This window comes from Corynebacterium sp. P4-C1 (assembly GCF_030503595.1).
Lineage (GTDB): Bacteria > Actinomycetota > Actinomycetes > Mycobacteriales > Mycobacteriaceae > Corynebacterium.
This window is the reverse complement of sequence record NZ_CP129966.1, coordinates 2,264,017-2,287,041: the sequence shown is the minus strand read 5'-3', so window position 1 is coordinate 2,287,041 and position 23,025 is coordinate 2,264,017. Positions and strand designations below refer to the sequence as shown.

The following is a 23,025-nucleotide window of genomic DNA, read 5'->3' as shown; positions in this document are numbered from 1 at the left end:
CTAGAGCAAGCCCGCGACGATTCCGTCGAGAATGTCTTTCTCACTGATGACGAAGGACTCAGCGGCACCGCCAGTCTCACGCGTGATGGCAGTCATTAGCTGTTCGACGACGGTGGAGCCGGAGCCGATGACGTCGGCACGCCCCGCGTGCATGACGGGATCTTCGAGGCGCTGCGCAGCCGTCTGGCACCGCAGCTGCGCGGTGACATCCCGCATCTCGCCGAATGTGATCTCGGAGCAGTGGATGGCCTCGGGGTCGTAGGAGTCCAGCCCCTGCGCGATCGCGCTCAGAGTGGTGAAGGTGCCCGCGCAGCCGACGAAGGTATCAGCCTCACCCAACGGCACGACTTCGAGAGCCGCGGCGATCTGCCCATCGATGTACTCGCGAGCGGCGGCGGTCTCGGCCTCGGTGGGCGGATCAGTACGCATGAAGCGTTCGGTGATCCGCACGCACCCCATCTGCGTCGAGTAAGCGCCGAGAATCTCCTCGGAGGTGCCCACCATGATTTCGGTGGAGCCGCCGCCGAGGTCGATGACGCAGAAAGGGCCTCGGTCGGCGGCAAGGTCGGCGGTGGCGCCGCGGAAAGACAGGGCGGCCTCCTCCTCGCCGGAAATGACCTCGGCGTTGGCGCCGGGCTGGATCCGGCCGAGCAGTTCGCGGGTCATGCCGAAGAATTCGTCGCGGTTCGCGGCATCACGGGTCGCGGAAGTGGCGACCATGCGGACAGCCTCCACGCCTTCGGCCTCCATGCGCTCGGCATAAGCGGCAAGGGCGTCGCGGGTGCGGGCGATAGCGTCCGGGGTGAAACGGCCTGTGGCATCGACACCTTCACCGAGACGCACGATAGTCATCTCGCGGCAAATTTCGCCGGCTTCCGAGTCGTGGATGAGCAGGCGGATGGAGTTGGTGCCGCAGTCAACGGCTGCTACGCGGGTCATGCCAGCCCCTCCCCTGCTTCCTCGAGTGAAATGCCGAGATCCGCGAGTGCCGGCCAGTCAGCGGGAATAGCCGTCCCGCGCAGATTACCGTGCTCGGCGGCGAGAGCGACCGCCTCCGTGCCGAGGCGCACGCGGCCCGGCCCCTCGGCGAGAGCGTACGCGATCAGGACGTGAAGGCACTTCACACGATCCGGCATGCCGCCACCAGAGAAATCAGTGCCAAGGTCCTCGATCGAATTGCGCTTGTCCAGGTAATGGCGGTGCGCGACCTCATAGTCTGCCTTCAGCTTCGTGTCCGAGCCCAACCGGGCTTCCATCCACTTCATCACCTGGGCGACCTCGAGGCGGGACGCTTCCGCGGTGAGGCGTGGATCGGTGAGATAGTAGAGGGTGGGGAACGGGGTGCCGTCGTCAAGCTTGGGTGCAGTCGTGACTACCGCCGGTTGCTTGTCTGGCGTCGTGTACGCGATCTCGAGCACGCCGCGCGGAATGCGGCCGAGTTGCCGAGCGACGGTGGCGAGCTCTTCCTCAGTGGGTTTCTGCATGACGCTCATTGTCGCACACGACAGGCTACTGCTGTTCGGGGATCTCCTCGGGCGGAGCTGCCTCTTCTTCCTTGGGAACCTCGCGCAAGGAATTCCAGAGGATCTCGTTCCACGGCGCACCCGCGTTAGGGTCCTCCGCGTGCTCGCTCGTGATCGTCGAACCCTCCATGCGCGGGTCGATGATGCGCCACGCGGTCTCCCCCGGCTCCACCATGCTGAGCCGGCGACGGGCCTCCTGCTTTGCGTACTCGGGGTCGCTGTAGCGCTCCAGATCCTCCTGAAGCTGGGCCTTTTCCTCTTGCTTCGCCGCGATCGACTCGTTGAGACGCGCGATCTCGGCCTTACCCGTGTAATAGTTGCGCAGCGGAACTGCGATCGCGACGAGAACGACGAGTACGACCGTGATCAAGACGGCGACACCGACAATGTCGCCTTTGAGCATGTCTGTGCGCGAGCGCTTCTGCTTCCTCGCGGCCCGCTCGGCGTCGCGGCTGGCCACGGGCACCGTCGTCGGACGACGACGTGAGCCCCCAGCACGTCCGGGCATGCCGGTGTGCTGGGGGCTGGTGTCGCTTCGGAGAGCGCCTCGTGCGGAAGAAGTGGCCATAGTGACTGTGTAGTCTACGTGGCCCCGCTACCCGCGGGCGGAAGGCGCGCTACGTGCCGCTACTTGTTGAAGCGCGGGAACGCGTCACGGCCGGCGTAGACCGCAGCCGGGCCGAGCTCCTCCTCGATGCGGATGAGGCGGTTGTACTTGGCCACGCGCTCGGAACGTGCCGGCGCACCCGTCTTGATCTGGCCGCAGGACAGGGCCACGGCCAGGTCGGCGATGGTCGTGTCCTCGGTCTCGCCGGAACGGTGGGACATCATCGTGCGGTAGCCATTGCGGTGGGCGAGTTCGACAGCGTCGAAAGTCTCAGTCAGGGTGCCGATCTGGTTGACCTTGACCAGCAGGGCGTTGGCGGCCTTCTCCTCGATGCCGCGTGCGAGGCGCTCCGGGTTCGTGACAAAGAAGTCGTCACCGACGATCTGCACCTTGTCACCGATTTCGGCGGTGAGCTTGGTGTAGCCCTCCCAGTCGTTTTCGTCCAGCGGGTCCTCGATGGACACGATCGGGTAGTTCTCAACCAGGTCAGCGTAGACCTTCGCCATCTCCTCGGCGGAGTGCTGGCCGCCCTCGAAGTTATAGGAGCCGTTCTCGAAGAACTCGGAGGATGCGACGTCCAGAGCCAGAGCAATGTCGGTGCCCGGCTTGTAGCCGGCCTTCTCGATGGCTTCCACAATCAAGTCGAGAGCCGCCTTGGTGGAATCGACGGAGGGGGCGAAGCCGCCCTCGTCGCCAAGTCCTGTGGACAGGCCCTTGTCTTTGATGACGGACTTCAGCGCGTGGTAGACCTCGGCACCCTGGCGCAGCGCCTCGGTGAAGGTCTCAGCGCCGATCGGGGCGATCATGAACTCCTGGACATCCACACCCGAGTCGGCGTGCGCGCCGCCGTTGAGGATGTTCATCATCGGCACCGGAAGGACGTGCGCGTTCGGGCCGCCGATGTAGCGGTAGAGCGGCAGGCCGGCAGAATCAGCAGCAGCCTTCGCCGCTGCCATGGAGACACCCAGGATTGCGTTAGCGCCGAGGTTCTTCTTGTTGTCGGTGCCGTCGGCCTCGATCATGGTGGCGTCCAGCACACGCTGATCATCAGCCTCGATGCCGGCGATGGCATCGGCAATGGTCTCGTTGACGTTGCGGACAGCGTTCAGGACGCCCTTGCCTGCGTAGCGGTCATCGCCGTCGCGGAGTTCGTGCGCCTCGTGTTCACCGGTCGAAGCGCCGGACGGAACGGCGGCGAGACCGTGGGAGCCATCGTCGAGGAAGACCTCGACCTCGACCGTGGGATTACCGCGGGAATCCAGGATCTCGCGGGCGTACGTCAGCATGATGTCAGCCACTGAAATTCTCCTTGCATCGAAGTAGCCTTTGCGCCCTCAATTGTTCCAGAAAATCGGCCTGCCGGTCAGAGCCTTCGGCGCCAGTCGGGGCTAACACCTCAGCAAAGACACATATGCACTATGCGACACTTCCGCCCCATGCGTTTCACTCTGCTAGGCCTTAGCGCGTTCAAAGACCCCAGCCCGCCCGCCAAGGAAGGACCGACTATGCGTTTCACCCCCGCCAAAACCGCGGCCGCTGCCGCCGCCCTCGTCGTTTCCGCCGGACTCTTCGCTGCCGCGCCGGCACAGTCCCAGACCGCCAACTTTAAGAACCTCATGAAAGTCGCCGCGCAGGCCGACACCATCTCCTGCCCCGACCTGAAGAAGCAGCTGGACAAGACCGGCCGCGTGAACGCCAACACCACCCGCACCGACTTGGTGAACATGGCCAACGCCGAGCTCGCATCCAAGCCGGCCCTGCGCGCCGCCGCTGGCGGCACCATCAACAAGGTCGCGGACCGCGCCGTCGCGTGCGGCCTGGTCAAGACCGGCAACGGCGGAAACAACGCGCCGGCCCCGTCCAACCGCCTCCCGGGCGTTCCCGCCCCGGCACGCCCGTCGGCACCGGGACCGGCACTTCCGGCCAACCCGGTCAACCAGATCGTCAACCAGGTCAACCAGGCCATCGGCAACCCGGCCCAAATGTCCTCTGCCGCCCAGGCACAGCTCAAGAACCAGATCAACGCATACCGCGCGCAGGTCAACGCGAACCTGCCGGCTGGCTCCAGCATCTAAGCAGAAAATCTCTTGAAATGAAGGCCTCTCTCCCCTCCCAGGAGAAGGCCTTTTCACGCGGCCAGGAATAACTTATAAAGCGGGCACCCCAGACCCCTCCTCGTCGACAGAGATCATCCACTCAACCCGAAGAGTATCCAGGTCAGCCAAGTAGTCAGCTTCGACTCCGATTTCGTAAAACTTGTCTAAACCACAGTCCAAGAAGTCATCAAAACTCTCGTTGCTGCACTTCGGCCGCTGGCAACGTTGTTCGATAGAGATGATGCTTGTCATGACCTCTCCTCCCAGCAGGTCACCCTCTTCAACTGCTTCACAAGTTCGCGAGAATAGTTAGGGTTCGAAGACGAAACGTGGACAGACTTATCCAGCCTCGTTTCTCGGCTTCGCGAAGAATCGCTTCAAGTTCTTTTTGAATGCACGGACCGAAGAGGCACTCAGATTCTCCCGACGATTGAGCCCCGGCAACCGTCCCCAAATCCTCAGGCCAGGCTCACCCACCCAGCTCCAAACCTAGCCCCGAGCCAAGCCTTTTCTACCTATGCGCCGGCTGGCCAAGCGCGTAGTTTGCCGCCGCGTCACGCACCCTGATCACGTAATCGTTCGACTGGTTGTACCCGAGAATCGCCTCCTGCCAGTCCTCCGGCGTATCCAGGTCGCGGCCCCCGGCACACAGCAGATTCGCCGCTCCGAGCGCCGCGTCGTCAATCTGCTGGGGGTCGGCGTAACCGTCGCCGTCCGCGTCCCGGCCGTAGCGCGCCCAGGACTCGGGAATGAACTGCATCGGCCCGACAGCCCGGTCGTACTCGGCGTCGTTGTCGTGCTCACCACCGTCAGTGTCGGGGACATGCGCGAAACCATCGCCATCCAGCGCCGGACCGATGATGGGTGGAGTGGGGCGGCCAGCGTCGTCAAGCCGAGCGCCCGACGCGATCTTGCCGGTGTAGGTGCCGTGGCGCGTTTCCACCCAGCCGAGCCCCGCGAGCGTGTTCCAGTGCAGGTTGCACCCGGGCCACGCTTCCCGCGCGATGAGTTCCGCGTTGCCGTAAGCCCGCACCGCCTGCGGTGAGATATCGATGCTTTCCGCGATCGGTGCCGCCCAGTTCGCGAGCTGATCCGCGGTGCGCCCGGGCCCATGCACGTCAATGTCTGGCGGGCTCACCGCCGCTGCCGGGGGCACATCCGCCGGAACGGGTGCCCGCTTCTTCGTGCTGAGCGGCGCGTCGAGAATGCTGAATAGCCACATCAGCAGCGAAATGATTAGCACGATCGCCATCACGATGATCAGCGCTCCCCCGCACCCGCAGCCCGCGGCGTTGCGCGGGCGCCCTGGGTTTCTACGAGACGGGTTCACGATCGCTCACTTTACCGCCCGCCCCCGCGGACCCATTCTTCCCCACGGAAATTCGCCTTTAAGCCACAACTTTCACTACAGTCACTGTAGTATCAACGTTCGTCTGGAAAACCAGATTCGCGCATCCCCATGCAAACAGCCCGAAAGGACTCCCCCACCATGCGTTTCCGCACCGCTGCCATCGCCACCGCACTGGCCGCCGTCGCCACCACCGGCGTCATCTCCTCCAACCAAGCCGACGCACAGAACAACACCCTCGCCCTCGTCAGCGCCCTCAACGGCAACATCGCCAACCTCGACTGCAACAGCGTGGGCACCCTACTGCGCGGCGCCAAGCTCGTCGGCCAGGACACCACCCGCTCCCAGCTGACCGCCACCCTCAACAGCAAGATCGGCACCGACCCGGCCTTCGCCCTCCTCGGCGCCCCCACCGTCAACGCCATTGGCAACCGCGCCCTCCAGTGCGGCGTGGTCAAGCCCGACCCCGTCACCCCGCAGTCCCAGGCCATCGACTTCGCCTCGGAGCTCTCCTCCCAGGCCGGCCTGCCCGAGCTGCGCAACGTGCTGCCGGCTATCGCGCCGAACGTGAGCCGCTTCTAAGGCGCTTGCTAAACGGCGTAGGCGCTGACCCGCAATTGGGCCAACTTCATCCCATCATTCGAAGAATCGGAGGCAGTAAAGAGAGGGCCCCGCCCCCTAAGCGGTGAAGCACGGATTTCCATCCTTACTCGGGCCTACCTCACCGTTGATTGGATCCATCCCTTCAAGCACTTTGGTTATGACCTGGTTCAGAGTTTGCCGCGGACCATCAGGTACAAGTCGTGAACGATCCCTGAAAAACCGCACTTTTTTAGATTTCCTGATTACCGGAGCGGGCTCGATAACTTCAAGGCGTATCCCAAACTTAACCATGACCGTCAGCGGCTCCTGCCAAGCCCCTTCCACGACCGAGAGGTCGAACAGGCCCCTCTACTACGAATTTTTCTTTTCCCGCCGCTTCCCCTCCGCCCACAGGCGGTCCTGTTCGTCGACCGGGACGGTGCCGGTGGAGCCGTCGAAGAAGTAGGGGGCGCGGTTGCGCATCTTGTCCACGAAGGCTTGGGCGACATCCGGGAAAGTGAAGGCGCCGCGGCGGGACGCGATCTCAGCGTGGAAGAGGACCTGGAGAAGGAGGTCGGAGAGCTCTTTCTTGAGGGCGGTGTCGGGGTGGTGGTTGCGGATGGCGTCGATAAACTCATGCGTTTCCTGCTCGAGGTACTCAATGAGCGTCTCGTGCGTCTGCGCCATCTCCCACTCACCGCGGGTACGGGCAGTGCGCATGACCTGCTGGGCTTGGTGGAGCGGGTCGCTTAGCGACGGAGCCTCAATGACCTTCTCCCCCGCCGCGATGCGTGTGCGCACCTCCACGTCATCAGGATCGGTCGTGACCAGCGTCCCCGTCGCAGACTCCGTCGTGCTGATATCCCCGAGGTTCCAGCGGACGGAGACCGGCACCTCGTCGGTGTAGACGACGGGGCCTTCGAGGCTCGTGGCGGCGGCCAGCGGGATCATGTCGGGCCAGCGGGAGTCCAGGACGAGGATGGTCATGGGCTAGATACTAGTGTCTCTCAGTTGCCCCTGAACGCCCGGTCATTGAGCTCCCGCCGCGCCTGCTCGAGAGCGACCAGGTCGGAGAACAAAGCGTTGTAGGCCATCTCGTCGTCGCTGGGGCGCATACGCTGCAGCTGAGACTTCAGCTGGGCGATCTGGTTGCCCACGCGGACTTCCTGCAGGCGGGAAAGGACAGAGTCAGCGTAGGAGGCGGGGTCCTCGGCGAGGATCTCCTCGACGGCGAGCTCGGACACGAAAGTGCGGCCGGTGGGATCGAGCATCTCGTCGGCGACGTGGGAGATCCAGGTGCCGGCCCCGATTGCGGCGGAATTCGACGTGCCGCCAGCTCTGCCCATGGCGTCGCGGACAGCGCGGTAGGCGGGGTGGGTGAACGCGTCGGGGTTGATGCCGTCGAAGTAGCTGCCGGCAGCCTCCGGATATTGAAGGGCCACCTTGAGCGCCTCCCGCTGGGCCCACAGCATCGGGTCGTCGGGGTTGGGCAGCTCGAAGGCGGGCTGGTTAGGAGCGGGCTGGTTCGCCGTGGTGGAAGTGCCCTCCCAGACGGTCCGTTTGACCAGCTTGGGGTTCTTGGCCTCCTTACGGACCTGCCGGATCACCTCGCTCGGATCAGGCCAGCCGACCCAACCGGCGAGCTGGCGGGCGTACTCGGTCTGCAGCGGGGTGTCGCGGATCTGGGCGACGACGGGAACGGTGCGGCGCAAAGCCTGCAGGCGGCCCTCGGGGGTGTCCAGGGAGTAATCCTGGAGCAGAGATTCGATGACGAACTCGAACATGGGAACCCGGGAGGCCACAAGGTCGCGCACGGCGGAATCGCCCTTGGCCATACGCAGGTCGCAGGGGTCCATGCCGTCGGGAGCGACGGAAACAAAGGACTGGCCGGTGAACTGCTGGTCGCCCTCGAAAGCACGCATGGCGGCTTTCTGCCCAGCCTCGTCGCCGTCGAAGGTGTAGATCAACTCGCCGCGGAAGTAATTGTCGTCCAGCATCAGGCGGCGGATGATGCTCATGTGGTCCTTGCCGAAGGCGGTGCCGCACGATGCCACCGCGGTGGTCACACCGGCGGCGTGCATGGCCATCACGTCCGTGTAACCCTCCACCACGACGCACTGGTGGCCCTGGGCGATATTCTTCTTGGCCAGATCCAGGCCGAACAGCACCTTTGACTTGTGGTACAGCATCGTGTCCGAGGTGTTCATGTACTTGCCCATGGTGTCGTCATCGAAAAGCTTGCGGGCACCGAAACCGATGACGTTGCCGGCCACGTCCTTGATGGGCCACAGGAGACGGCGACGGAACTTGTCGATGGGCCCGCGGCGCCCCATCGTGGACAAACCGGCATCGATAAGCTCCTGGACATCGAAGCCCTTGCGGAGCAAGTGCTTTGTCATTGTGTCCCACCCGTCGGGCGCGTACCCGCATTCGAAGTGGTGGATGATCTCCTTATCGAAGCCGCGGTCGAGCAGAAAACGACGCCCCACTTCGGCTTCCGGCTGCTCGAGCTTGTCGCGGTAAAACTCGTGCGCGGCCTTATTCGCGGCGAGCAGTCGCGCGCGGGTACCGGGTTTGACGTCGCGCGCGCCCGTGGATCCGCCCTGGTAATTAATGTGGTAGCCGATCTCCTCGGCCACCGCTTCGACGGCCTCGGGGAAGCTGAGCTGCTCCATCTCCATCATGAAGGAGAAGACGTCGCCGCCTTTTCCCGTGGAAAAGCAGTGGTAATAGCCGCGCGCGGGGCGCACGTGGAAGGACGGCGTCTTCTCGTCCTTGAACGGGGACAGCCCCTTCAGCGAGTCGTGCCCGGCGGGTTTGAGCTGGACGTACTCCCCCACAATGTCGGCGATGTTGGCGCGCTCGCGAATAGCCTCGATATCACTATCCGGAATTCTGCCCCTAGCCATGGCGCACATCCTACCGCGCGCGTGTGTTTAAAATGAACGCATGTCTACTGAAGGAGACAGTTCGAGCCATTCGGTGGCTCTGCCTTTGATTCTCATCGTCGGGCTCATCACTTTGGTGTCAATCGTCTACACCATCCTGCACGATCCGGAGACCGCCAGCGCCCCGCAAGCAACGGACGGCATCAGCGCGTGCACGTCGGTTCCGCAAGAAGCAACAGAGCTTATCGACGACATCCACTCCAACGGCCCCTTCACCTACCCCCAGAACGATGGTGCCCACTTCGGCAATTACGAGCGCGTTCTCCCGGAGGAGGACTCCGACTACTACCGGGAGTACACCGTTCCCACCCCGGGCCTGAAGCACCGCGGGGAACGCCGCATCGTCACCGGCGGAGGCACCGAGACCGACCCGGACGTGTACTACTACACAGACGACCACTACGAGTCGTTCTGCGAAATGGATGTCAAGTAATGAGCACTCCCGCGAACACCGAGAACACCGAGAACACCGCGACCTCTGCGAACACTGCGAACACTGTGTGCGTCACTCGGCCCATCCACTCAGTCGAGGACCTCGGAACCGCGATCATCGACGCCGTCTACGACTCCCGAGAAGTGGAGGAGAACACCCCGACCCGTCCGGTGCCGCGTAACCTCGATGCCCTCGCCGACCTTCTGCGCGAAACGCGGGTGGATCGAGTCATCGTCACGGATTGGCGCGTACCCAGGGATCTCGGCGACCAACTTCTACACGTGTTCACCTGCGAAGGCGTGGCACTGACACACATGTAGAGCGCACCTGCCCGCTGTCCTTCCCCTTTCCGCTCTCTGAGAAACAGAGCACCCTGGGTAGTGCATCAGCACCGTTGCCTAAAACCTGATTCCAGAAGGTGAAAACGGGCCGATATTGCGCATTTCAGTGCGCAATATCGGTCCTTTTATCGGGTTTTGGAGAGAATCCTGAATTCATCCGGGGTAAACAGGAGACATGGCTGGGGGTCGGGATTGGGAAAGCTTTGCTAAACAGGACGTTCGGGAGATTCGCCAGAGGTTTATCCGCGAACGGATTCAGGTTTCACGAAAGGGTACAGGGAACCTTCCCCCTAATCTCCGCCAGATCTCGCCGACCAGCGCAGTCGCGGCCGAGTGGTTCCGCAGCCTCGGCCTGAGACGCCAGTTGGTGGTGCGGGGAGCCGCAGCCTCGCAGGAATCGCGGAAGGCGGTGTTAGTCGGCCCCTGGGCGGCCGCGCAATGGGGCATGTGGTTCATCCCGCCGAAGGACCACTCGGTGTTGTTTGCACTGCCGTCGGGGTACCAGCCGTCGAAAAGCATGCTGCCCCATGGTGTGCGGTTCAAGTCCATGAAGCTCCGGGAGGAGGAAATCGAGGAGCTCGACGGCGTGCGCGTGACGGATCCGCTGCGGACGTACCTGGATATGTGCCGGCTGCGGCAGAATTCGAATGCGTGGCTCGCGGCGGGCTGGTTGCTCGAGCGCGGACTGACGGCGGAGGGGATTTCTGCTTATGCACGGGATTTCGAAGGGCCGCTTCACCCGAACCGGAAGCGGATGGCCGCGTCGCTTCCGCACACCGCCAAGGAGCTGAAGTCCTACCGGTACCTGCTCGCGTATTCGCTTCTTCTCGACTCCCCTGTCCGGGTCCGCATCAACTGCGAACTCGATGAAATGGGGCACGCCGTTCTCCTAGCCGGCAATGACTTAGTCATCGCGGTCGACGAGGACCCACTGTTCCGTGAGCTCGAAGAAGAACCGCACGGGCGGATGCTTGCCCGGAACCTGCGGAAGCGCGACCGGTGGGCTGCGGCGCGCGGATACCGCAAGCTCCACTTCACTACCCGGGAAATCGAGGCCGACCCGGAGGGGTTCGTAGGTGAGGTGCTCGGGGCACGGCGGCTACGTCGCCGGGACCTTTCATTCTGACCTAGAGGTACCCGTCCAAGGAAGCGGTCTTTTTCGCCGTGCGCTCGAGGCGGGACTCGGTCATGGAGGCAATCTGATCGATGATCACGCGCTGGCGGGCTGCTTCCGAGTCGGCTTCGTGCCACCAGGCGGCGAACATGGTGTCCAAAGCTCCGGGAGCGCCGGCATTCAGGTAGTCGTAGACGCGCACGATGCGGCTGCGCTGCCGGTCCTGCCGCGCGATATGGGATGGCATGTCCATGACGTAGAGCACAGCCACAGTCTTGAGTAGCCGTACTTCTGCCTCCGCCTCCGGCGGGACGACCAGTTCGCCGTGCATGCGTCCGACGGGGAACGGATTGGCCTCCTTCGTCGCGGTGATAACGGCGGCAACGTAGCGTCCGACCAGCTCGGAGGTCATCTTCTTCAAGGTGACGTAGCCGGTGAGCGAGAAGTCGAAATCCGCGGCGGCGCAGACGATGGGGAGGGAGCGGAGGCGGGCGGCGGCGTCGATAAGCTCGTCTGCCGTTCCCCCGAACGCCGCCGCCCCTTTAGCTGCGAGCGCGGCCAGCTCGACGAGGTCCCACAGCACCTTGAGGTCGACGCGGCCGGAGACGATTCCGTCCTCCACGTCATGGACGCTGTAGGCGATGTCGTCGGAGCAGTCCATCACCTGCGCTTCCATCGGCGGCAGATCGTCCGTGTGCCCCTCACGGAGCCACGCCAGAACCTCGGCGTCTTCGTCGTAGGCCCCGTATTTCCGGCTGATCGTCCCGTCCGGGTTGGTGCGTGTGCGCGGGTATTTGCACGCGGCGTCGAGTGCCGCCCGGGTGAGGTTGAGGCCGAAGGACTGCCCGCCGTCCAGGACTTTCGGCTCGAGGCGGGACAGAATGCGCAGGGTCTGGGCGTTGCCTTCGAAGCCGCCGCAGCCGGCGGCGAGCTCGTCGAGCGCCACCTCCCCGTTGTGCCCGTACGGCGGGTGCCCGATGTCGTGGGTGAGGCCGGCCATTTCGCATAGGTCGGGATTGAGTCCCAGTCCCATGCCGATACTGCGGGAAATTTGGGCGACTTCCAGCGAGTGCGTCAGGCGGGTGCGCGGGGTGTCTCCGTCGCGCGGCCCGACAACCTGGGTTTTGTCCGCTAGGCGACGCAGCGCCGCCGAGTGCAGCACGCGGGCGCGGTCGCGGGCGAAAGCATCGCGGTGCTCCTGCATGCGGGTGAGTTGGGAGCCCTTCTCCCCCTCCACCACGCGGCGGGCGAGATCCGCCGAATCATACTGGTACGTCATAGCGCCATCGAGCCTAGACGGGAATCGCGTAAACCCACGGCTACCACGCGCCCACGGGTACTCTTGTGCCCATGACTCCGCGCTATCTCCGTATTGCCCTGGCCGCCCCGCTGCTCGCCGGCGGCGTCGCTTTGTCCGCCGCTCCCCAGGCGTTGGCTGTGACAGATTCTGTGCTGACGCAGATGGCTCCGACTGAGCTGAAGGACAACGTCGTCGACGAGGCTGGCGTGCTCTCTGGCGGGGAGAAGGCGGAGATCGAGGACGCCATCGCGAAGCTGAAGGAGTCGAAGAAGCTCAACGCGTATGTGGTGTACCTGTCATCCTTCGGCGGCGAGGACCCGGCGACGTGGGTGCGCGAGGCTGTCACGGACAAAGGCCCTAATACCGCGGTGATCGCGATTTCGCCTGAGGAGGGCAAGTACAACGTCAACGCCGGTTCCCAGTGGGCGGCTGGCGACGTAGACAAGATGTCCGACGCGGCGTACAGCCAGTTGACGAACAAGAACTACGGGGCGGCGGGCCTGGACGCCATCAACGCTGTCAACGGCTCCTCCGACGGTGAGGGTGCGGCATTCGTCGCCGGCGGTGTGGGCGCGGCGGCGCTCGCCGGCGGCGGCTTCTGGCTCTACGGCCGGAACCGGAACAGGAAGCGGGATGAGGAGCAGCTGTCGTCGGCACGCGAGCTGGCCCCAGGCGACACCGAGTCCCTGGGCCGTCTGCCCACGCACACCCTGGAACAGCTCGCCCAGGATGCTCTGGTGGACACCGACGAGTCGATCCGCGTGGGCAAGGAGGAGCTCCAGGTCGCCAACGCCGAGTTCGGTGCTGAGCGCGTCCGCCCGTTCACGGCCGCGATGAACGAGGCGACGTCCGCGCTTCAGCGCGCGTTCACGACCCACCACCGGCTCTACGACTCGATCCCGGAGACCGAGCCCGATAAGCGTGCCATGCTCATCGACATCATTTCCTCCTGTGGCAAGGCGGAGCAGGCTCTGCGGGACAAGAGCCAGGAGTTTCAGGACATGCGCAATGTGCTCATGCGCGCCGACAGCGAGATCGACGGAATTTTCCAGCGCACGGTCGACCTGCGCGCCCGCATTGAGCCCGCGCGCAGCACGCTCGAGGATTTGCGGTCCCGCTATTCAGAGCAGCTTCTGGAGTCCATCAGCCACAACACGGACATCGCTTCCGAATCCATCGACGAGGCCGAGCGGCAGATCGAGGAGGCGCGCAGTCTCGCCGGCCAGCCGGCGGGCAAGCAGGGCGCTCTCGTGGATGTGTTGCGCGCCGCGAAGCACGCCGTCGATGTCGCGGACACGAATCTCGCGTCGATCGAGCACGCGGACACAAATATCCAGACGGCGCGCACCAACCTGCCCGCCCTAGTCCAGGAGATCAAGGACGAGCTCGACGATATTGAGCGGCTCAAGGCCGAGCGCAGCACGGGCGCGCGTATCGACGTCACCGCCCTCGATGCCGTCGCCGACCGTGCTCGCAGGGAGCTCGGCGCCATGGGCAACCGCGAGCAGACCGATCCCCTCGCCCTGTACACGGAGTTGACGGAGCTGGACGCGGATATCGACGCCGAGATTGACACCGCCCGCGGCGCCGCCAGCGATCAGCAGCGCCAGCTCCAGATCCTCGACCAGCAGCTCCAGGTCGCGGCGGCGCAGATTCAGGGCGCCCAGGACCTCATCCAGTCCCACGGCCGGATCATCGGCTCCCAGGCACGCGCGCTGTTGGCGGAGGCCGGCCGCCAGTACGCGGAAGCCCAGAACAACCGTGTCAAGGACACCCGCGGCGCGATTGATTCCGCGCGCAGCGCCACCAACACCGCCCGCCAAGCGGTGAGCAGCGCGGAGGGCGATATCAACCACTACCGCCGCCAGCAGACCAACCAGTCGATGAACAGTATGGCCAACGCCATCATCTGGGGCTCACTGCTCTCCGGCGGGGGTGGTTTCGGCGGCGGCTTTGGCGGCGGAGGCGGCGGCTTCAGCGGTGGTGGCGGTGGCGGAGGCGGGTTCGCCGGCGGCATGGACGGCCGCGGCGGCAGCTTCTAGCCCCGGCTAGATCTTCGTCCTGCGCCCTGGTGTGTCCATGAGGGTCAGCGCCCAGGTGATGAAGGCGAGGTCGGCGACGGGGGCTGCGTCGTAAAGCTCGACGTGCAGTTCTGTCCCGTTGCGGGGCGCGGTGCGTGCGACGAGCTCCCCCTCTTCGTTGACGATGGACCGTTTCGTGCTGAAGGTGCCGTCACGCTGCGCGGTGTAGCGGCGCGGGCCGCATTGCGCGGTCAGCGTGCCTGTGCCCAGCCCGCGCATGCGGATCTGGAAGTCTTCCTCCGCCGCTGCGCCGGAGACTTCCCAGCGCAGCGCGCCGGCTGTGTGGGAGACGGAAATCTTTGTTCCGTCTGCCACCAGTTCGTTCCCGGCGGTGACTGCGGCGATGACTGTGCCGCTCTCAGCGACGAGAGCCGCTTTTTCCCACACTGCTTTCACCGCACCCGCCATGTTCTACCTCGGCCCGATGAGCCAGACGAGAACGATGAACACGCTGAGGAAGACCAGGAAGCCGATCAACGCGGTCGAGTTGATCATCTTCCGCGCCTCCAGCACGAGGCGGCTGACCCAGGCGAGGGCGATGACGTCGACCGGGTTCAGCGCCGTTTCTCCCTCGAATTCGAGGATGGAACGCCGCACACCGTTGTGATCGGAGGTGAATTGGCCGATCTTCTCCCCGTTCGCGTCGTCGATGATCCAGTTCTTGGACGTCTCCGCAACGAGCACGTAGCGGCGGCCCTCAACGGTGACCGGGATCTGCTTGTCGCGGCGCAGGGAGCCCTCCGCGCGGACGACCTCGCGGCCGTCCTGCTGAGCCACGGCGCCACCTTCCGGGGTGGTCACCAGCTCCCACACCTCGCCCGACGTGAGCTCGGCGTTCGCGTGCGTGAACTTCGCCAACGCGGCCGGCCCTTCCTCGACGAGCAGGACGGGGGCTTCGCGGTCCGCGCGGTCCCAGCTGACGTAGTGCATGGTCTTTTGCCCCTAGCAGCCGATCAAGCGTGCGGCCAGGTAGGACTCAAGCTCATCGATCTTGACGCGCTCCTGCTCCATGGTGTCGCGCTCGCGTACGGTCACAGCGCCGTCCTCCAGCGAGTCGAAGTCGTAGGTGACGCAGAACGGGGTGCCAATCTCGTCCTGGCGGCGGTAGCGGCGACCGATGGCGCCGGAAGTGTCGTAGTCGACATTCCAGTGCTGGCGCAGCGTGTCCGCCAGCTCCTGCGCCGGGCCGGACAGCTCCGGCTTCTTGGACAGCGGGAGCACAGCCACCTTCACCGGTGCGAGACGTCGGTCGAGCTTGAGCACGACGCGCTTGTCCACGCCGCCCTTGGCGTTCGGGGCCTCGTCCTCGTGGTAGGCGTCGATAAGAAAAGCCATCATCGCGCGGCCGAGACCGGCAGCTGGCTCGATGCAGTACGGGATCCAGCGCTCGTTGGTCTCCTGGTCGAAGAAGCTCAAGTCCTCGCCGGAGCCCTCCGCGTGGGTTTTCAGGTCGTAGTCGGTGCGGTTAGCCACGCCCTCCAGCTCGCCCCACTTGGAGCCCTGGAAGCCGAAGGCGTACTCGATGTCCACGGTGCGCTTGGAGTAGTGCGACAGCTTCTCCTGCGGGTGCTCGTAGAGACGCAGGTTGTCCGGGTTGATGCCCAGGTCAATGTACCACTGGTGGCGGTCGTCGATCCAGTACTGGTGCCACTTCTCGTCCTCGCCCGGCTTGACGAAGAATTCCATCTCCATCTGCTCGAACTCACGAGTGCGGAAGATGAAGTTGCCCGGCGTGATCTCATTGCGGAAAGACTTGCCGGTGTTCGCGATGCCGAACGGCGGCTTCATACGCGCCGAGGTCATGACGTTCTTGAAGTTCACGAAGATGCCCTGCGCCGTCTCCGGGCGCATGTAGTGCAGGCCTTCCTTGTCGTCGACTGGACCCAGGTACGTCTTCATCAGGCCGGAGAATTCGCGCGGCTCCGTCCAGTTGCCCGGCTGGCCGGTCTCCGGGTCGTTGATGTCGGCCAGGCCGTTTGCCGGCGGGTGGCCGTGCTTCTCTTCGTACGCCTCGAGCAGGTGGTCGGCGCGGTAGCGCTTGTGGGTGTACAGGGACTCAACCAGCGGGTCGGTGAACACATCGACGTGGCCGGAGGCGACCCACACCTGGCGCGGGAGGATGATGGAGGTGTCCACGCCGACGACATCGTTGCGCGACTGGACCATGTGCTTCCACCACTGGCGCTTTAGGTTCTCTTTCAGCTCCACTCCCAGCGGACCGTAATCCCATGCGGACCGGGTGCCGCCGTAAATCTCACCGGCTGGGTACACCAAGCCGCGGCGCTTACACAGGTTCACAACGGTATCGATCACGGTCGAAGCCATGGGTAGTTCAACTCTCCTGAATAACTCGGGTAACTCGTTCGTTACGTCAACGGGAACAAGTGTAGCCGGTCGCCGGAAACACAGGCGTGGCGGCCAGCGGCAAAGCAAAGCGTCTTTCTTTCCTCAAAAAACAAGCGATCATCCCGTTTTTTCTGGGGCCTAGCTGAAAACTAGGACACCTTCTTATTAAACTAAAGCGACAATCTAAGTTTTCTGCACACCTGGAGACGACGAGGAAGATGAGCGACCCCACGACGTGGCCCGCGGACAAATTGAGCCGTACCGCGGAGGTCATCAGCGCACTCGACTCTCCCTTGCGCCTGCATGTTCTTCTTCTGCTGAACACCCGCGATCACGTCGTGCACGAACTCGTGCGCATCCTGGACAAGTCCCAGCCGCTCGTGAGCCAGCATTTGCGGGTGCTCAAGAACGCGGGCCTCGTGGAGGCCACCCGCTCCGGCCGCGAGGTGGTGTACCGGCTCGCCGTCCCCGGCATCATCCCCACCCTCGAATCCATCTCCTTGCTCACGGAACGCGCTGATGAGGCACCGGAGGACGAGCTCGCTGCCCGCCGGAAACCCTCCCCGGACTTCATCGACGCCTCGAACAGCGCAGGCGCGGCCGCCGCATTCGGGCCCCTGCCGGACTGCACTCCAGAAACCGATCCGGGTCTTGCACCGGACACCTCTGCACCTCCACACTCATAAGCAATATGGTGGAGGGCATGACTACCCGCCCGGCAAGGAACGAGACCCCGAAAATCGGAGCGCGCAACACGCGCCAGCGCAGCGCCGTCGTCGACGTGCTCCAGGAAATCGACCGATTCGCTTCGGCCCAGTCCATCCACCGGGAACTCACCGACCGCGGCCAGAAGGTCGGCCTGACCACAGTCTACCGCACGTTGCAGACACTCACCGAGGTCGGCGCAGTCGACGCGCTCAACTCCGACACCGGCGAGACCCTCTACCGTCATTGCTTGACTGACCGTCACCACCACCACCTGGTGTGCACGAACTGCGGACGGAGCGAGGAGATCGACGGCGGCCCAGTCGAAGAATGGGCGAAGCAAACCGCCGAGAAATACGGCTTCGAGCTCAGCGGCCACGACGCCGAGATCTTCGGTGTCTGCGGGACCTGCAGGAAGCGTTAAGCGCCCACCACCGAGCCGAAGAGCGCGCCGAGCAGGTACGTCACCAAAGCAGCACCGAGTCCGATCACCAGCTGCCTGAACGCCCTCAGCGCAGGTTTCTTTCCGGAGAGCAGCCCAGTGATTCCACCGGTGATCAGCAACGCCCCGGACACGAGAATCAACGCCACGATCGCACCTAGGCGCGGGCTGGCGCCGAACAGGAACGGGATGATCGGGATGAAAGCGCCGGTGGCGAAGAAGACGAACGACGCGATCGCCGCCGACCAAGCGCCGCTGGCATCGGTGTCCTCCGGTTCCAACCCGTCCTCGACGTGGTGGTGCTGGTGCCCCGTCATCATGGACCAGAACACGTTCTTCGCCTGGGTGTCGGCTTCTTCGGCGCTCATCCCGCGTGCGCGGTAGACCAAGGCGAGCTCGTTCTGGTTCACGTCCAGTTTCGGCAGCAGGTCGCGGGCCTCGGGGGCGGGCGTCGATGCGTCGAGAAGCTCCGCCTGCGATTTCACCGAGACGTACTCGCCCGCCGCCATCGACAGGGCGCCCGCTAGCAGACCGGAAATGCCGGTGAGCAAGATGAAATTCGAGGACACTCCGGAACCCATCACGCCGAGCACGAGCGCGACGTTGGAGACCAGACCGTCATTCGCGCCGAAGACTGCCGCACGGAAGGACCCGGAGAGCTTCTCCCGGCCTTGAGAGGCCAGCGCGCGGACGACCTCCGCATGCATCGCCTCATCCGCCGCGATCTCGTCGGAGGCGTCCTCGTCGTCGAGGTACGGGGAACGCTGCTCCGAGGTCTGCATCAAGGCCAGGGCGAAAACGGGCGACACATTGCGCGCCATGAACGACATGAAGCGCGTGTGCAGGTCCGGCTTGATGGGCATTCCCACTTCCGGGCCGAGCTTGTCGCGCCAGTATTTCTCGTGGCGCGATTCCGCTTCAGCGATCTCCTCGAGGATCTCGCGCTCATCCCCCTCCCGCTTCTTCGCCAGCTCGCGGTAGGTGGCCGCCTCAGCCCGCTCGTTGGCCAAGTACTGGCGCCACTTGCGGATTTGGCTGCGGGTGGGTTGCTGCACCGGTGCGGTCCCTGTCATTTCACACCTCCGAACCTGCGGTCGCGCTTGGCGTATTCCAGCACCGCATCGTACAAATCATCGGCAGTGAAATCTGGCCAGAGGATGTCCCGGTACACCATCTCCGCGTACGCCGACTGCCACAGCAGGAAATTCGAGGTGCGCTGCTCACCCGACGGGCGGAGGAACAAATCCACGTCCGGCATATCAGGGCGGTACAGGAACTCGGCGAGCGTCTTCTCGTTGATCTGGCCCGCCTTGATCTCCCCGCGGGAGGCCGCCTGGACGAGCGAACGCGCGGCGTCGACAAGCTCGGCCCTGCCGCCGTAATTGATGCACATAGCGAGCGTCAGGCCCGTGTTGTTCTTGGTCAGTTCCTCGGCCGCTTCCAGCTCACGGATGACCGAGCGCCACAGGCGCGGGCGCCGGCCCACCCACACGATGCGCACATTCTTCTCGTGCAGCTGGTCGCGCTCTGCACGCATGATGTCCCGGGAAAAGCCCATGAGGAAGCGGACTTCCTCCGCGCTGCGCCGCCAATTCTCCGTGGAGAACGTGTAGGCGGAGAGCCATTCGACCCCGCCGAGCTCAATAGCCGCGTCGACCATGTTCATCAGCACCTTCTCGCCGACACGGTGGCCTTCGGTGCGCGGCATGCCGCGTTCCTGCGCCCAACGGCCGTTGCCGTCCATGACCATGGCAATGTGTCGGGGAATGAACTCGCAGGGGATATCGGGGATGGTGCTCACCCCGCCCATTATGCCTGCTCCATGATCTTCAGCGAAGACACGGCCGATTCCACATTGAACTGCAGGTGGGCGGTGGATAGCCGGTGCACCTGAATTGCCGTCGTCTCAGTCAGCTTCTGCTCCGCCGCGCCGCGGTAGCCCCCGGCGAGCAGCCACATGATGTGCAGGGTGTCCTCCTGGACATCGAAGGAGCCAGGCGGACGGCAGTGCACGCACGCCGCCCCGCCGACGGCCGGGTGGAAGGCGTGGTGCGGCCCCGGGCGGCCGCACTGGGCGCAATCGAACAGGCTCAGCCCCCAGCCGGCATGCGCGGTGGCCCGCAGGATGAATGCGTCGAGCACCAGTGTGGGGAAATCCGTGTCCTGCAGAGCCTCGAGCGCTGTTCCCACTTCCGCGAACAGGAAGGAATCCGCCTCGTCGGCGTAGCTGAGCTTCTCCGCCGCCTCCAGCACGGCGCAGGCGGCGGTGTAGCGGTCGAAGTCCTCGATGATGCCGCGCCCGTAGTACGCGACGGTGTCGGCCTGTGTGATGGTGGCCAGGTTGCGGCCCGGGTAGAGCTGCACGTCGATGTCCACGAACGGCTGCACTCTCGAACCGAAACGGCTCTTCGTCTTCCGCACGCCTTTCGCTACGGCCCGGACGAGACCGTGGTTTTCTGTGAGCAGCACGACGACGCGGTCGGCTTCGCCGAAGTCGTAGGTGCGCACGACGAAGGCGCGGTCGCGGAAGCTGGGTCTAGAAGCCAAGGCGCCCCAAATGCTTCGGGTCAGACTGCCAGTTCTTCAGCACTTTGATGCGCAGGTCCAAATAGACATTCTGGCCGACCAGCTCCATGATCTGCTTGCGCGAGCGCTGCACGATACCGGACAGGCGCCGGCCGTCCCGGCCCTCGATGATCGCTTTCTGGCCCGGACGTTCGAGGTAGATCACCGCGTAGATCTTGGCGCGGCCGCCTTCGTTGATGATCTCGTCCACCTGCACCGCCACGGAGTGCGGCAGTTCGTCGCGCAAGCCGCGCAGCGCCTCTTCGCGGATCAGCTCGGCGATGCGCGTCTCGGTGTCCTCGTCGGTGACGTGCCCCTCCGGGTAGAAACGGGGCCCTTCCGGCAGGTGGGAAGCCAACACGTCGAGAAGCACGTCCAGCTGGACATCCTCAGTCGCGGACACGGGCACGACATCGACGTTCTCGCTGCCGGTGGCCTCCACCAGCATGTCGTGCAGCCGCACCAGCTGCTCGCCCACTTGGTCCTTCCCGGCGCGGTCGAGCTTGGTCACGATGCCGACAATCGGGGTGCCCGGCTTCGTCTTCAGCACCGCGTCGAGGATCCAGCGGTCGCCGGGACCGATCTTCTCGTTCGCGGGAATGGTCAGTCCGATCACGTCCACGTCCGCGAAAGTGTCCTTGACCACCTCGTTGAGGCGTTCGCCCAGCAGCGTGCGCGGGCGGTGCAGGCCGGGCGTGTCCACAACGACGATCTGCGCGTCGTCGCGGTTGACGATGCCGCGGATCGGGTGGCGGGTGGTCTCCGGCTGGTCGGCCATGATGGCGATCTTCTCGCCCACCAGAGCATTCGTCAGCGTCGATTTGCCCGTGTTAGGGCGGCCGACGAAGCTGACGAATCCGGAGCGGAAGCCCTCCGGGGTGTCGGTGAACTGGGAAAGGTGGTCCATGCCTGCTGATGGTACGGCACTGAAACTGTCTTCCGGTGCCACGATGAGGTCCTGCCGCTCCACCAACGGCAACCCGGCGAAGCTGTTGTCCAGCCGGGTCGTTTTCTGCGCGGCCACGACCATGCCGTATAGGGACGCGGCGATGTGCTCGAGACGATCGGCTGGAGCCTCGTCGATGAGCGCGGTGTACATCGCGGCGGCGAGATCGCCGGCGCCGACGACGTTTCCCCCGATGCGCGGTGTTTCCACGTACCAGGCTCCCTCCTCGGAGATGTCTAGCATGCCGATCGTCTCAGGGTTCCCCGTGTCCACGCTGGTGATCAGGGCCCTGCTCTTCAGCGCCCGGGCGGCATCGACCGTTTCCCCGATGCTGTTCAGCTCCCTGCCGGTGAGCAGCGCCAGCTCCCACTGGTTCGGGCAGATGGCGTCGGCCAGCGGGATGATCTCCTCTTTGAAGATCGCCGGAATGTCGTCGTCGACGAACGAACCGACTTTGGCGTTGCCGATCACTGGGTCGCACACCCACTCCGCTTCCGGGTTCGCCCGCTTGATCTCCCCCACCGCTCCGACGATGACAGACGCCAACGCAGAGGATCCCAGGTAGCCGGTCAGAACCACGTCCACGAGCGGGTAGGCGGAGCACATTCCGTCGAGCACATCGGCGACATCTCGCGGCGCGATTTTCGGGCCGCGCCACGACGGGTATTCGGTGTGGTTGGAGAAATTGACGGTGTGCACCGGCCACACCTCGTGGCCGAGACGCTGCATCGGGAACACGGCGCCGGAATTGCCCACGTGCCCGTACGAGACCGCCGACTGGATGGAGAGGATATTCACAGCGCGGTGACCTCGAACTGCATGCGCGGGTTCGCGTAGAACTCCTGCGACTCCACCAGGAGCAGCTCCGGCGCATCCGCTTTGTAGGTGGCTTCCAGCAGGTCGAACACACTGCTCGCCGTCTTCGCCAGCGCATCCGCCGCGTCGCCCGATTCCATGTAGTGGCCGGTGAACAGTGCGCTCGCGACATCCCCGGAGCCGTTGCGCTTGAACGGCAGCCGCGGTGTCTGCACGATCCACGCGCCATGCTGGTCCACCGCGATCATTTCGAGCACGTCCGCTGGCTGGTCAGGCCGCTCCACGGAGGTGACCAGAACAGTCTCTGGCCCCATGCGCTGCGCCTCCTCGACCGCCTTGAGCGTCGAGTCGAGTCCGGAGCACTCAACCCCGGTCAGGTAGCCCAGTTCGAACTGGTTCGGGGAAATAATGTCGGCGACCGGCACGACTTTGTCGCGCAGCAGCGGCGGAATATTGTCCGAGACGTGGCAGCCGGATTTCGCGTTGCCCATCACCGGGTCGCACGCGTAGACGGCCTTAGGGTTCAGCTCCTTCACACGCGCGACGGTGTCCACGATCACCTCGGCGATGTCGTCGCCGCCCTGGTAGCCGGAAAGGACCACGTCGACATCCTTGAGGGCTCCGCGGTCGTCGATCCCCGCGATGACCTCGCGCACGTCCTCCGCCGGAATCATCGGCCCTTTCCACGATCCGTAGCCGGTGTGGTTGGAGAAATTCACGGTGTAGACCGGCCACACTTCATGCCCGATCCGCTGGAGCGGAAACACCGCCGCCGAATTCCCGACATGGCCGTAGGCGACCGCCGACTGGATGGAGAGAACGTTCTTCATGC

The 23,025-nt window shown here is 64.5% G+C and carries 25 protein-coding genes and 1 pseudogene; 8 read left to right on the top strand and 18 right to left on the bottom strand.

From position 1 onward, the window contains the following. Genes QYR03_RS10885 through eno form a run of 4 tightly spaced genes read right to left on the bottom strand, consistent with a single transcriptional unit; the run spans position 1 to position 3,428 of the window. Positions 1-939, bottom strand: a complete 939-nt coding sequence (locus tag QYR03_RS10885) for a Ppx/GppA phosphatase family protein (protein ID WP_301712843.1) — start codon at positions 937-939, stop codon at positions 1-3. Continuing rightward, positions 936-1,493, bottom strand: coding sequence for a DUF501 domain-containing protein (locus tag QYR03_RS10880; protein ID WP_301712844.1), 558 nt, complete (start codon positions 1,491-1,493; stop codon positions 936-938). Before QYR03_RS10880 ends, QYR03_RS10885 begins: the two co-directional genes overlap by 4 nt. Before the next feature lie 16 nt (positions 1,494-1,509). Next, on the bottom strand, positions 1,510-2,091 hold the full coding sequence (locus tag QYR03_RS10875; protein WP_301712845.1) for a septum formation initiator family protein: 582 nt from the start codon (positions 2,089-2,091) through the stop codon (positions 1,510-1,512). A gap of 59 nt (positions 2,092-2,150) precedes the next feature. After that, positions 2,151-3,428, bottom strand: coding sequence for a phosphopyruvate hydratase (gene eno, locus QYR03_RS10870; RefSeq protein WP_259851107.1), 1,278 nt, complete (start codon positions 3,426-3,428; stop codon positions 2,151-2,153). 138 nt (positions 3,429-3,566) lie between these two features. Here eno and QYR03_RS10865 point away from each other — a divergent pair, with 138 nt between their 5' ends. After that, positions 3,567-4,205: a hypothetical protein gene (locus QYR03_RS10865; protein WP_301712846.1), complete on the top strand. Its 639-nt coding sequence runs from the start codon at positions 3,567-3,569 to the stop codon at positions 4,203-4,205. 72 nt (positions 4,206-4,277) lie between these two features. On the opposite strand, the gene QYR03_RS10860 is transcribed toward QYR03_RS10865, so the two are convergent. Next, a complete protein-coding gene (locus QYR03_RS10860) occupies positions 4,278-4,478 on the bottom strand; it encodes a hypothetical protein (RefSeq protein WP_301712847.1) in 201 nt (66 codons plus the stop codon). Between the two features lie 259 nt (positions 4,479-4,737). Further along, positions 4,738-5,478, bottom strand: coding sequence for a lytic transglycosylase domain-containing protein (locus QYR03_RS10855; protein ID WP_301712905.1), 741 nt, complete (start codon positions 5,476-5,478; stop codon positions 4,738-4,740). A 237-nt stretch (positions 5,479-5,715) separates the two neighbouring features. Between QYR03_RS10855 and QYR03_RS10850 the strand changes: the two genes are divergently transcribed. Beyond that, complete coding sequence (locus QYR03_RS10850; protein WP_259851111.1) at positions 5,716-6,156, top strand: hypothetical protein; 441 nt, start codon at positions 5,716-5,718, stop codon at positions 6,154-6,156. A 372-nt stretch (positions 6,157-6,528) separates the two neighbouring features. Here the strand turns inward: QYR03_RS10850 and QYR03_RS10845 are convergent, their stop codons facing one another. Together QYR03_RS10845 and dnaG are read right to left on the bottom strand one after the other, a co-directional pair. Continuing rightward, positions 6,529-7,143, bottom strand: a complete 615-nt coding sequence (locus tag QYR03_RS10845; RefSeq protein ID WP_259851112.1) for a MazG nucleotide pyrophosphohydrolase domain-containing protein — start codon at positions 7,141-7,143, stop codon at positions 6,529-6,531. Positions 7,144-7,163: 20 nt separating this feature from the next. Beyond that, on the bottom strand, positions 7,164-9,065 hold the full coding sequence (gene dnaG, locus QYR03_RS10840) for a DNA primase (protein WP_301712848.1): 1,902 nt from the start codon (positions 9,063-9,065) through the stop codon (positions 7,164-7,166). A 40-nt stretch (positions 9,066-9,105) separates the two neighbouring features. Between dnaG and QYR03_RS10835 the strand changes: the two genes are divergently transcribed. From QYR03_RS10835 to QYR03_RS10825, 3 genes are all read left to right on the top strand, one after another. Next, positions 9,106-9,537 carry a ribonuclease domain-containing protein gene (locus tag QYR03_RS10835; protein WP_259851116.1) on the top strand — a complete coding sequence of 144 codons (432 nt, stop codon included), beginning with the start codon at positions 9,106-9,108 and terminating at the stop codon, positions 9,535-9,537. After that, the gene (locus QYR03_RS10830; RefSeq protein ID WP_301712849.1) at positions 9,537-9,857 is read left to right on the top strand and encodes a hypothetical protein; all 321 of its coding nucleotides are present in this window, start codon (positions 9,537-9,539) and stop codon (positions 9,855-9,857) included. The genes QYR03_RS10835 and QYR03_RS10830 overlap by 1 nt, the downstream gene beginning before the upstream one ends. Positions 9,858-10,248: 391 nt before the next feature. Beyond that, the gene (locus QYR03_RS10825; protein WP_301978660.1) at positions 10,249-11,004 is read left to right on the top strand and encodes a hypothetical protein; all 756 of its coding nucleotides are present in this window, start codon (positions 10,249-10,251) and stop codon (positions 11,002-11,004) included. Between the two features lies 1 nt (position 11,005). On the opposite strand, the gene QYR03_RS10820 is transcribed toward QYR03_RS10825, so the two are convergent. Continuing rightward, complete coding sequence (locus QYR03_RS10820; RefSeq protein ID WP_301712851.1) at positions 11,006-12,271, bottom strand: deoxyguanosinetriphosphate triphosphohydrolase; 1,266 nt, start codon at positions 12,269-12,271, stop codon at positions 11,006-11,008. 71 nt (positions 12,272-12,342) lie between these two features. Here QYR03_RS10820 and QYR03_RS10815 point away from each other — a divergent pair, with 71 nt between their 5' ends. Continuing rightward, the gene (locus tag QYR03_RS10815) at positions 12,343-14,334 is read left to right on the top strand and encodes a TPM domain-containing protein (protein ID WP_301712852.1); all 1,992 of its coding nucleotides are present in this window, start codon (positions 12,343-12,345) and stop codon (positions 14,332-14,334) included. A gap of 6 nt (positions 14,335-14,340) precedes the next feature. On the opposite strand, the gene QYR03_RS10810 is transcribed toward QYR03_RS10815, so the two are convergent. The 3 genes from QYR03_RS10810 to QYR03_RS10800 are packed head-to-tail and all read right to left on the bottom strand — an operon-like array spanning position 14,341 to position 16,698. Next, positions 14,341-14,781, bottom strand: a complete 441-nt coding sequence (locus tag QYR03_RS10810; RefSeq protein ID WP_259851126.1) for a hypothetical protein — start codon at positions 14,779-14,781, stop codon at positions 14,341-14,343. 3 nt (positions 14,782-14,784) lie between these two features. Further along, positions 14,785-15,303, bottom strand: coding sequence for a hypothetical protein (locus QYR03_RS10805; protein ID WP_301712853.1), 519 nt, complete (start codon positions 15,301-15,303; stop codon positions 14,785-14,787). 12 nt (positions 15,304-15,315) lie between these two features. After that, positions 15,316-16,698 (bottom strand): glycine--tRNA ligase, encoded by a 1,383-nt coding sequence (locus tag QYR03_RS10800; RefSeq protein ID WP_259851130.1) that lies wholly within the window; start codon positions 16,696-16,698, stop codon positions 15,316-15,318. Positions 16,699-16,937: 239 nt separating this feature from the next. Between QYR03_RS10800 and QYR03_RS10795 the strand changes: the two genes are divergently transcribed. Together QYR03_RS10795 and QYR03_RS10790 are read left to right on the top strand one after the other, a co-directional pair. After that, on the top strand, positions 16,938-17,405 hold the full coding sequence (locus QYR03_RS10795; RefSeq protein ID WP_259851131.1) for a helix-turn-helix transcriptional regulator: 468 nt from the start codon (positions 16,938-16,940) through the stop codon (positions 17,403-17,405). A 17-nt stretch (positions 17,406-17,422) separates the two neighbouring features. Beyond that, the gene (locus tag QYR03_RS10790) at positions 17,423-17,848 is read left to right on the top strand and encodes a Fur family transcriptional regulator (RefSeq protein WP_259851132.1); all 426 of its coding nucleotides are present in this window, start codon (positions 17,423-17,425) and stop codon (positions 17,846-17,848) included. Here the strand turns inward: QYR03_RS10790 and QYR03_RS10785 are convergent. The 6 genes and pseudogenes from QYR03_RS10785 to pdxY (QYR03_RS10760) form a co-directional block, all read right to left on the bottom strand. Then, a complete protein-coding gene (locus QYR03_RS10785; RefSeq protein WP_259851133.1) occupies positions 17,845-18,939 on the bottom strand; it encodes a VIT1/CCC1 transporter family protein in 1,095 nt (364 codons plus the stop codon). The two genes, QYR03_RS10790 and QYR03_RS10785, sit on opposite strands and share 4 nt — an antisense overlap. Further along, on the bottom strand, positions 18,936-19,676 hold the full coding sequence (locus QYR03_RS10780) for an isoprenyl transferase (protein ID WP_259851134.1): 741 nt from the start codon (positions 19,674-19,676) through the stop codon (positions 18,936-18,938). The genes QYR03_RS10785 and QYR03_RS10780 overlap by 4 nt, the downstream gene beginning before the upstream one ends. After that, entirely contained in the window at positions 19,676-20,413 is a 738-nt protein-coding gene (gene recO, locus QYR03_RS10775; protein WP_259851135.1) for a DNA repair protein RecO, read from the bottom strand. The genes QYR03_RS10780 and recO overlap by 1 nt, the downstream gene beginning before the upstream one ends. After that, a complete protein-coding gene (era, locus tag QYR03_RS10770) occupies positions 20,403-21,338 on the bottom strand; it encodes a GTPase Era (RefSeq protein ID WP_301712906.1) in 936 nt (311 codons plus the stop codon). Before era ends, recO begins: the two co-directional genes overlap by 11 nt. 75 nt (positions 21,339-21,413) lie before the next feature. Further along, positions 21,414-22,115 (bottom strand): annotated as a pseudogene (gene pdxY, locus QYR03_RS10765) (pyridoxal kinase); the annotation flags it as partial. A 56-nt stretch (positions 22,116-22,171) separates the two neighbouring features. Further along, entirely contained in the window at positions 22,172-23,023 is an 852-nt protein-coding gene (gene pdxY / locus QYR03_RS10760; RefSeq protein WP_259851137.1) for a pyridoxal kinase PdxY, read from the bottom strand. Positions 23,024-23,025: the final 2 nt, after the last annotated feature.

Coding starts and splice junctions, on each gene's coding strand:
- QYR03_RS10795 (WP_259851131.1), top strand. CDS start 16,938: ATGAGCGACCCCACGACGTGGCCCGCGGACAAATTGAGCCGTACCGCG.
- QYR03_RS10880 (WP_301712844.1), bottom strand. CDS start 1,493: ATGAGCGTCATGCAGAAACCCACTGAGGAAGAGCTCGCCACCGTCGCT.
- QYR03_RS10805 (WP_301712853.1), bottom strand. CDS start 15,303: ATGCACTACGTCAGCTGGGACCGCGCGGACCGCGAAGCCCCCGTCCTG.
- dnaG (WP_301712848.1), bottom strand. CDS start 9,065: ATGGCTAGGGGCAGAATTCCGGATAGTGATATCGAGGCTATTCGCGAG.
- QYR03_RS10845 (WP_259851112.1), bottom strand. CDS start 7,143: ATGACCATCCTCGTCCTGGACTCCCGCTGGCCCGACATGATCCCGCTG.
- QYR03_RS10860 (WP_301712847.1), bottom strand. CDS start 4,478: ATGACAAGCATCATCTCTATCGAACAACGTTGCCAGCGGCCGAAGTGC.
- QYR03_RS10785 (WP_259851133.1), bottom strand. CDS start 18,939: ATGACAGGGACCGCACCGGTGCAGCAACCCACCCGCAGCCAAATCCGC.
- QYR03_RS10835 (WP_259851116.1), top strand. CDS start 9,106: ATGTCTACTGAAGGAGACAGTTCGAGCCATTCGGTGGCTCTGCCTTTG.
- pdxY (WP_259851137.1), bottom strand. CDS start 23,023: ATGAAGAACGTTCTCTCCATCCAGTCGGCGGTCGCCTACGGCCATGTC.
- QYR03_RS10830 (WP_301712849.1), top strand. CDS start 9,537: ATGAGCACTCCCGCGAACACCGAGAACACCGAGAACACCGCGACCTCT.
- QYR03_RS10810 (WP_259851126.1), bottom strand. CDS start 14,781: ATGGCGGGTGCGGTGAAAGCAGTGTGGGAAAAAGCGGCTCTCGTCGCT.
- QYR03_RS10820 (WP_301712851.1), bottom strand. CDS start 12,271: ATGACGTACCAGTATGATTCGGCGGATCTCGCCCGCCGCGTGGTGGAG.
- QYR03_RS10780 (WP_259851134.1), bottom strand. CDS start 19,676: ATGGGCGGGGTGAGCACCATCCCCGATATCCCCTGCGAGTTCATTCCC.
- QYR03_RS10855 (WP_301712905.1), bottom strand. CDS start 5,478: ATGGCGATCGTGCTAATCATTTCGCTGCTGATGTGGCTATTCAGCATT.
- QYR03_RS10875 (WP_301712845.1), bottom strand. CDS start 2,091: ATGGCCACTTCTTCCGCACGAGGCGCTCTCCGAAGCGACACCAGCCCC.
- QYR03_RS10885 (WP_301712843.1), bottom strand. CDS start 939: ATGACCCGCGTAGCAGCCGTTGACTGCGGCACCAACTCCATCCGCCTG.
- QYR03_RS10815 (WP_301712852.1), top strand. CDS start 12,343: ATGACTCCGCGCTATCTCCGTATTGCCCTGGCCGCCCCGCTGCTCGCC.
- QYR03_RS10865 (WP_301712846.1), top strand. CDS start 3,567: ATGCGTTTCACTCTGCTAGGCCTTAGCGCGTTCAAAGACCCCAGCCCG.
- QYR03_RS10800 (WP_259851130.1), bottom strand. CDS start 16,698: ATGGCTTCGACCGTGATCGATACCGTTGTGAACCTGTGTAAGCGCCGC.
- era (WP_301712906.1), bottom strand. CDS start 21,338: ATGGACCACCTTTCCCAGTTCACCGACACCCCGGAGGGCTTCCGCTCC.
- QYR03_RS10790 (WP_259851132.1), top strand. CDS start 17,423: ATGACTACCCGCCCGGCAAGGAACGAGACCCCGAAAATCGGAGCGCGC.
- QYR03_RS10850 (WP_259851111.1), top strand. CDS start 5,716: ATGCGTTTCCGCACCGCTGCCATCGCCACCGCACTGGCCGCCGTCGCC.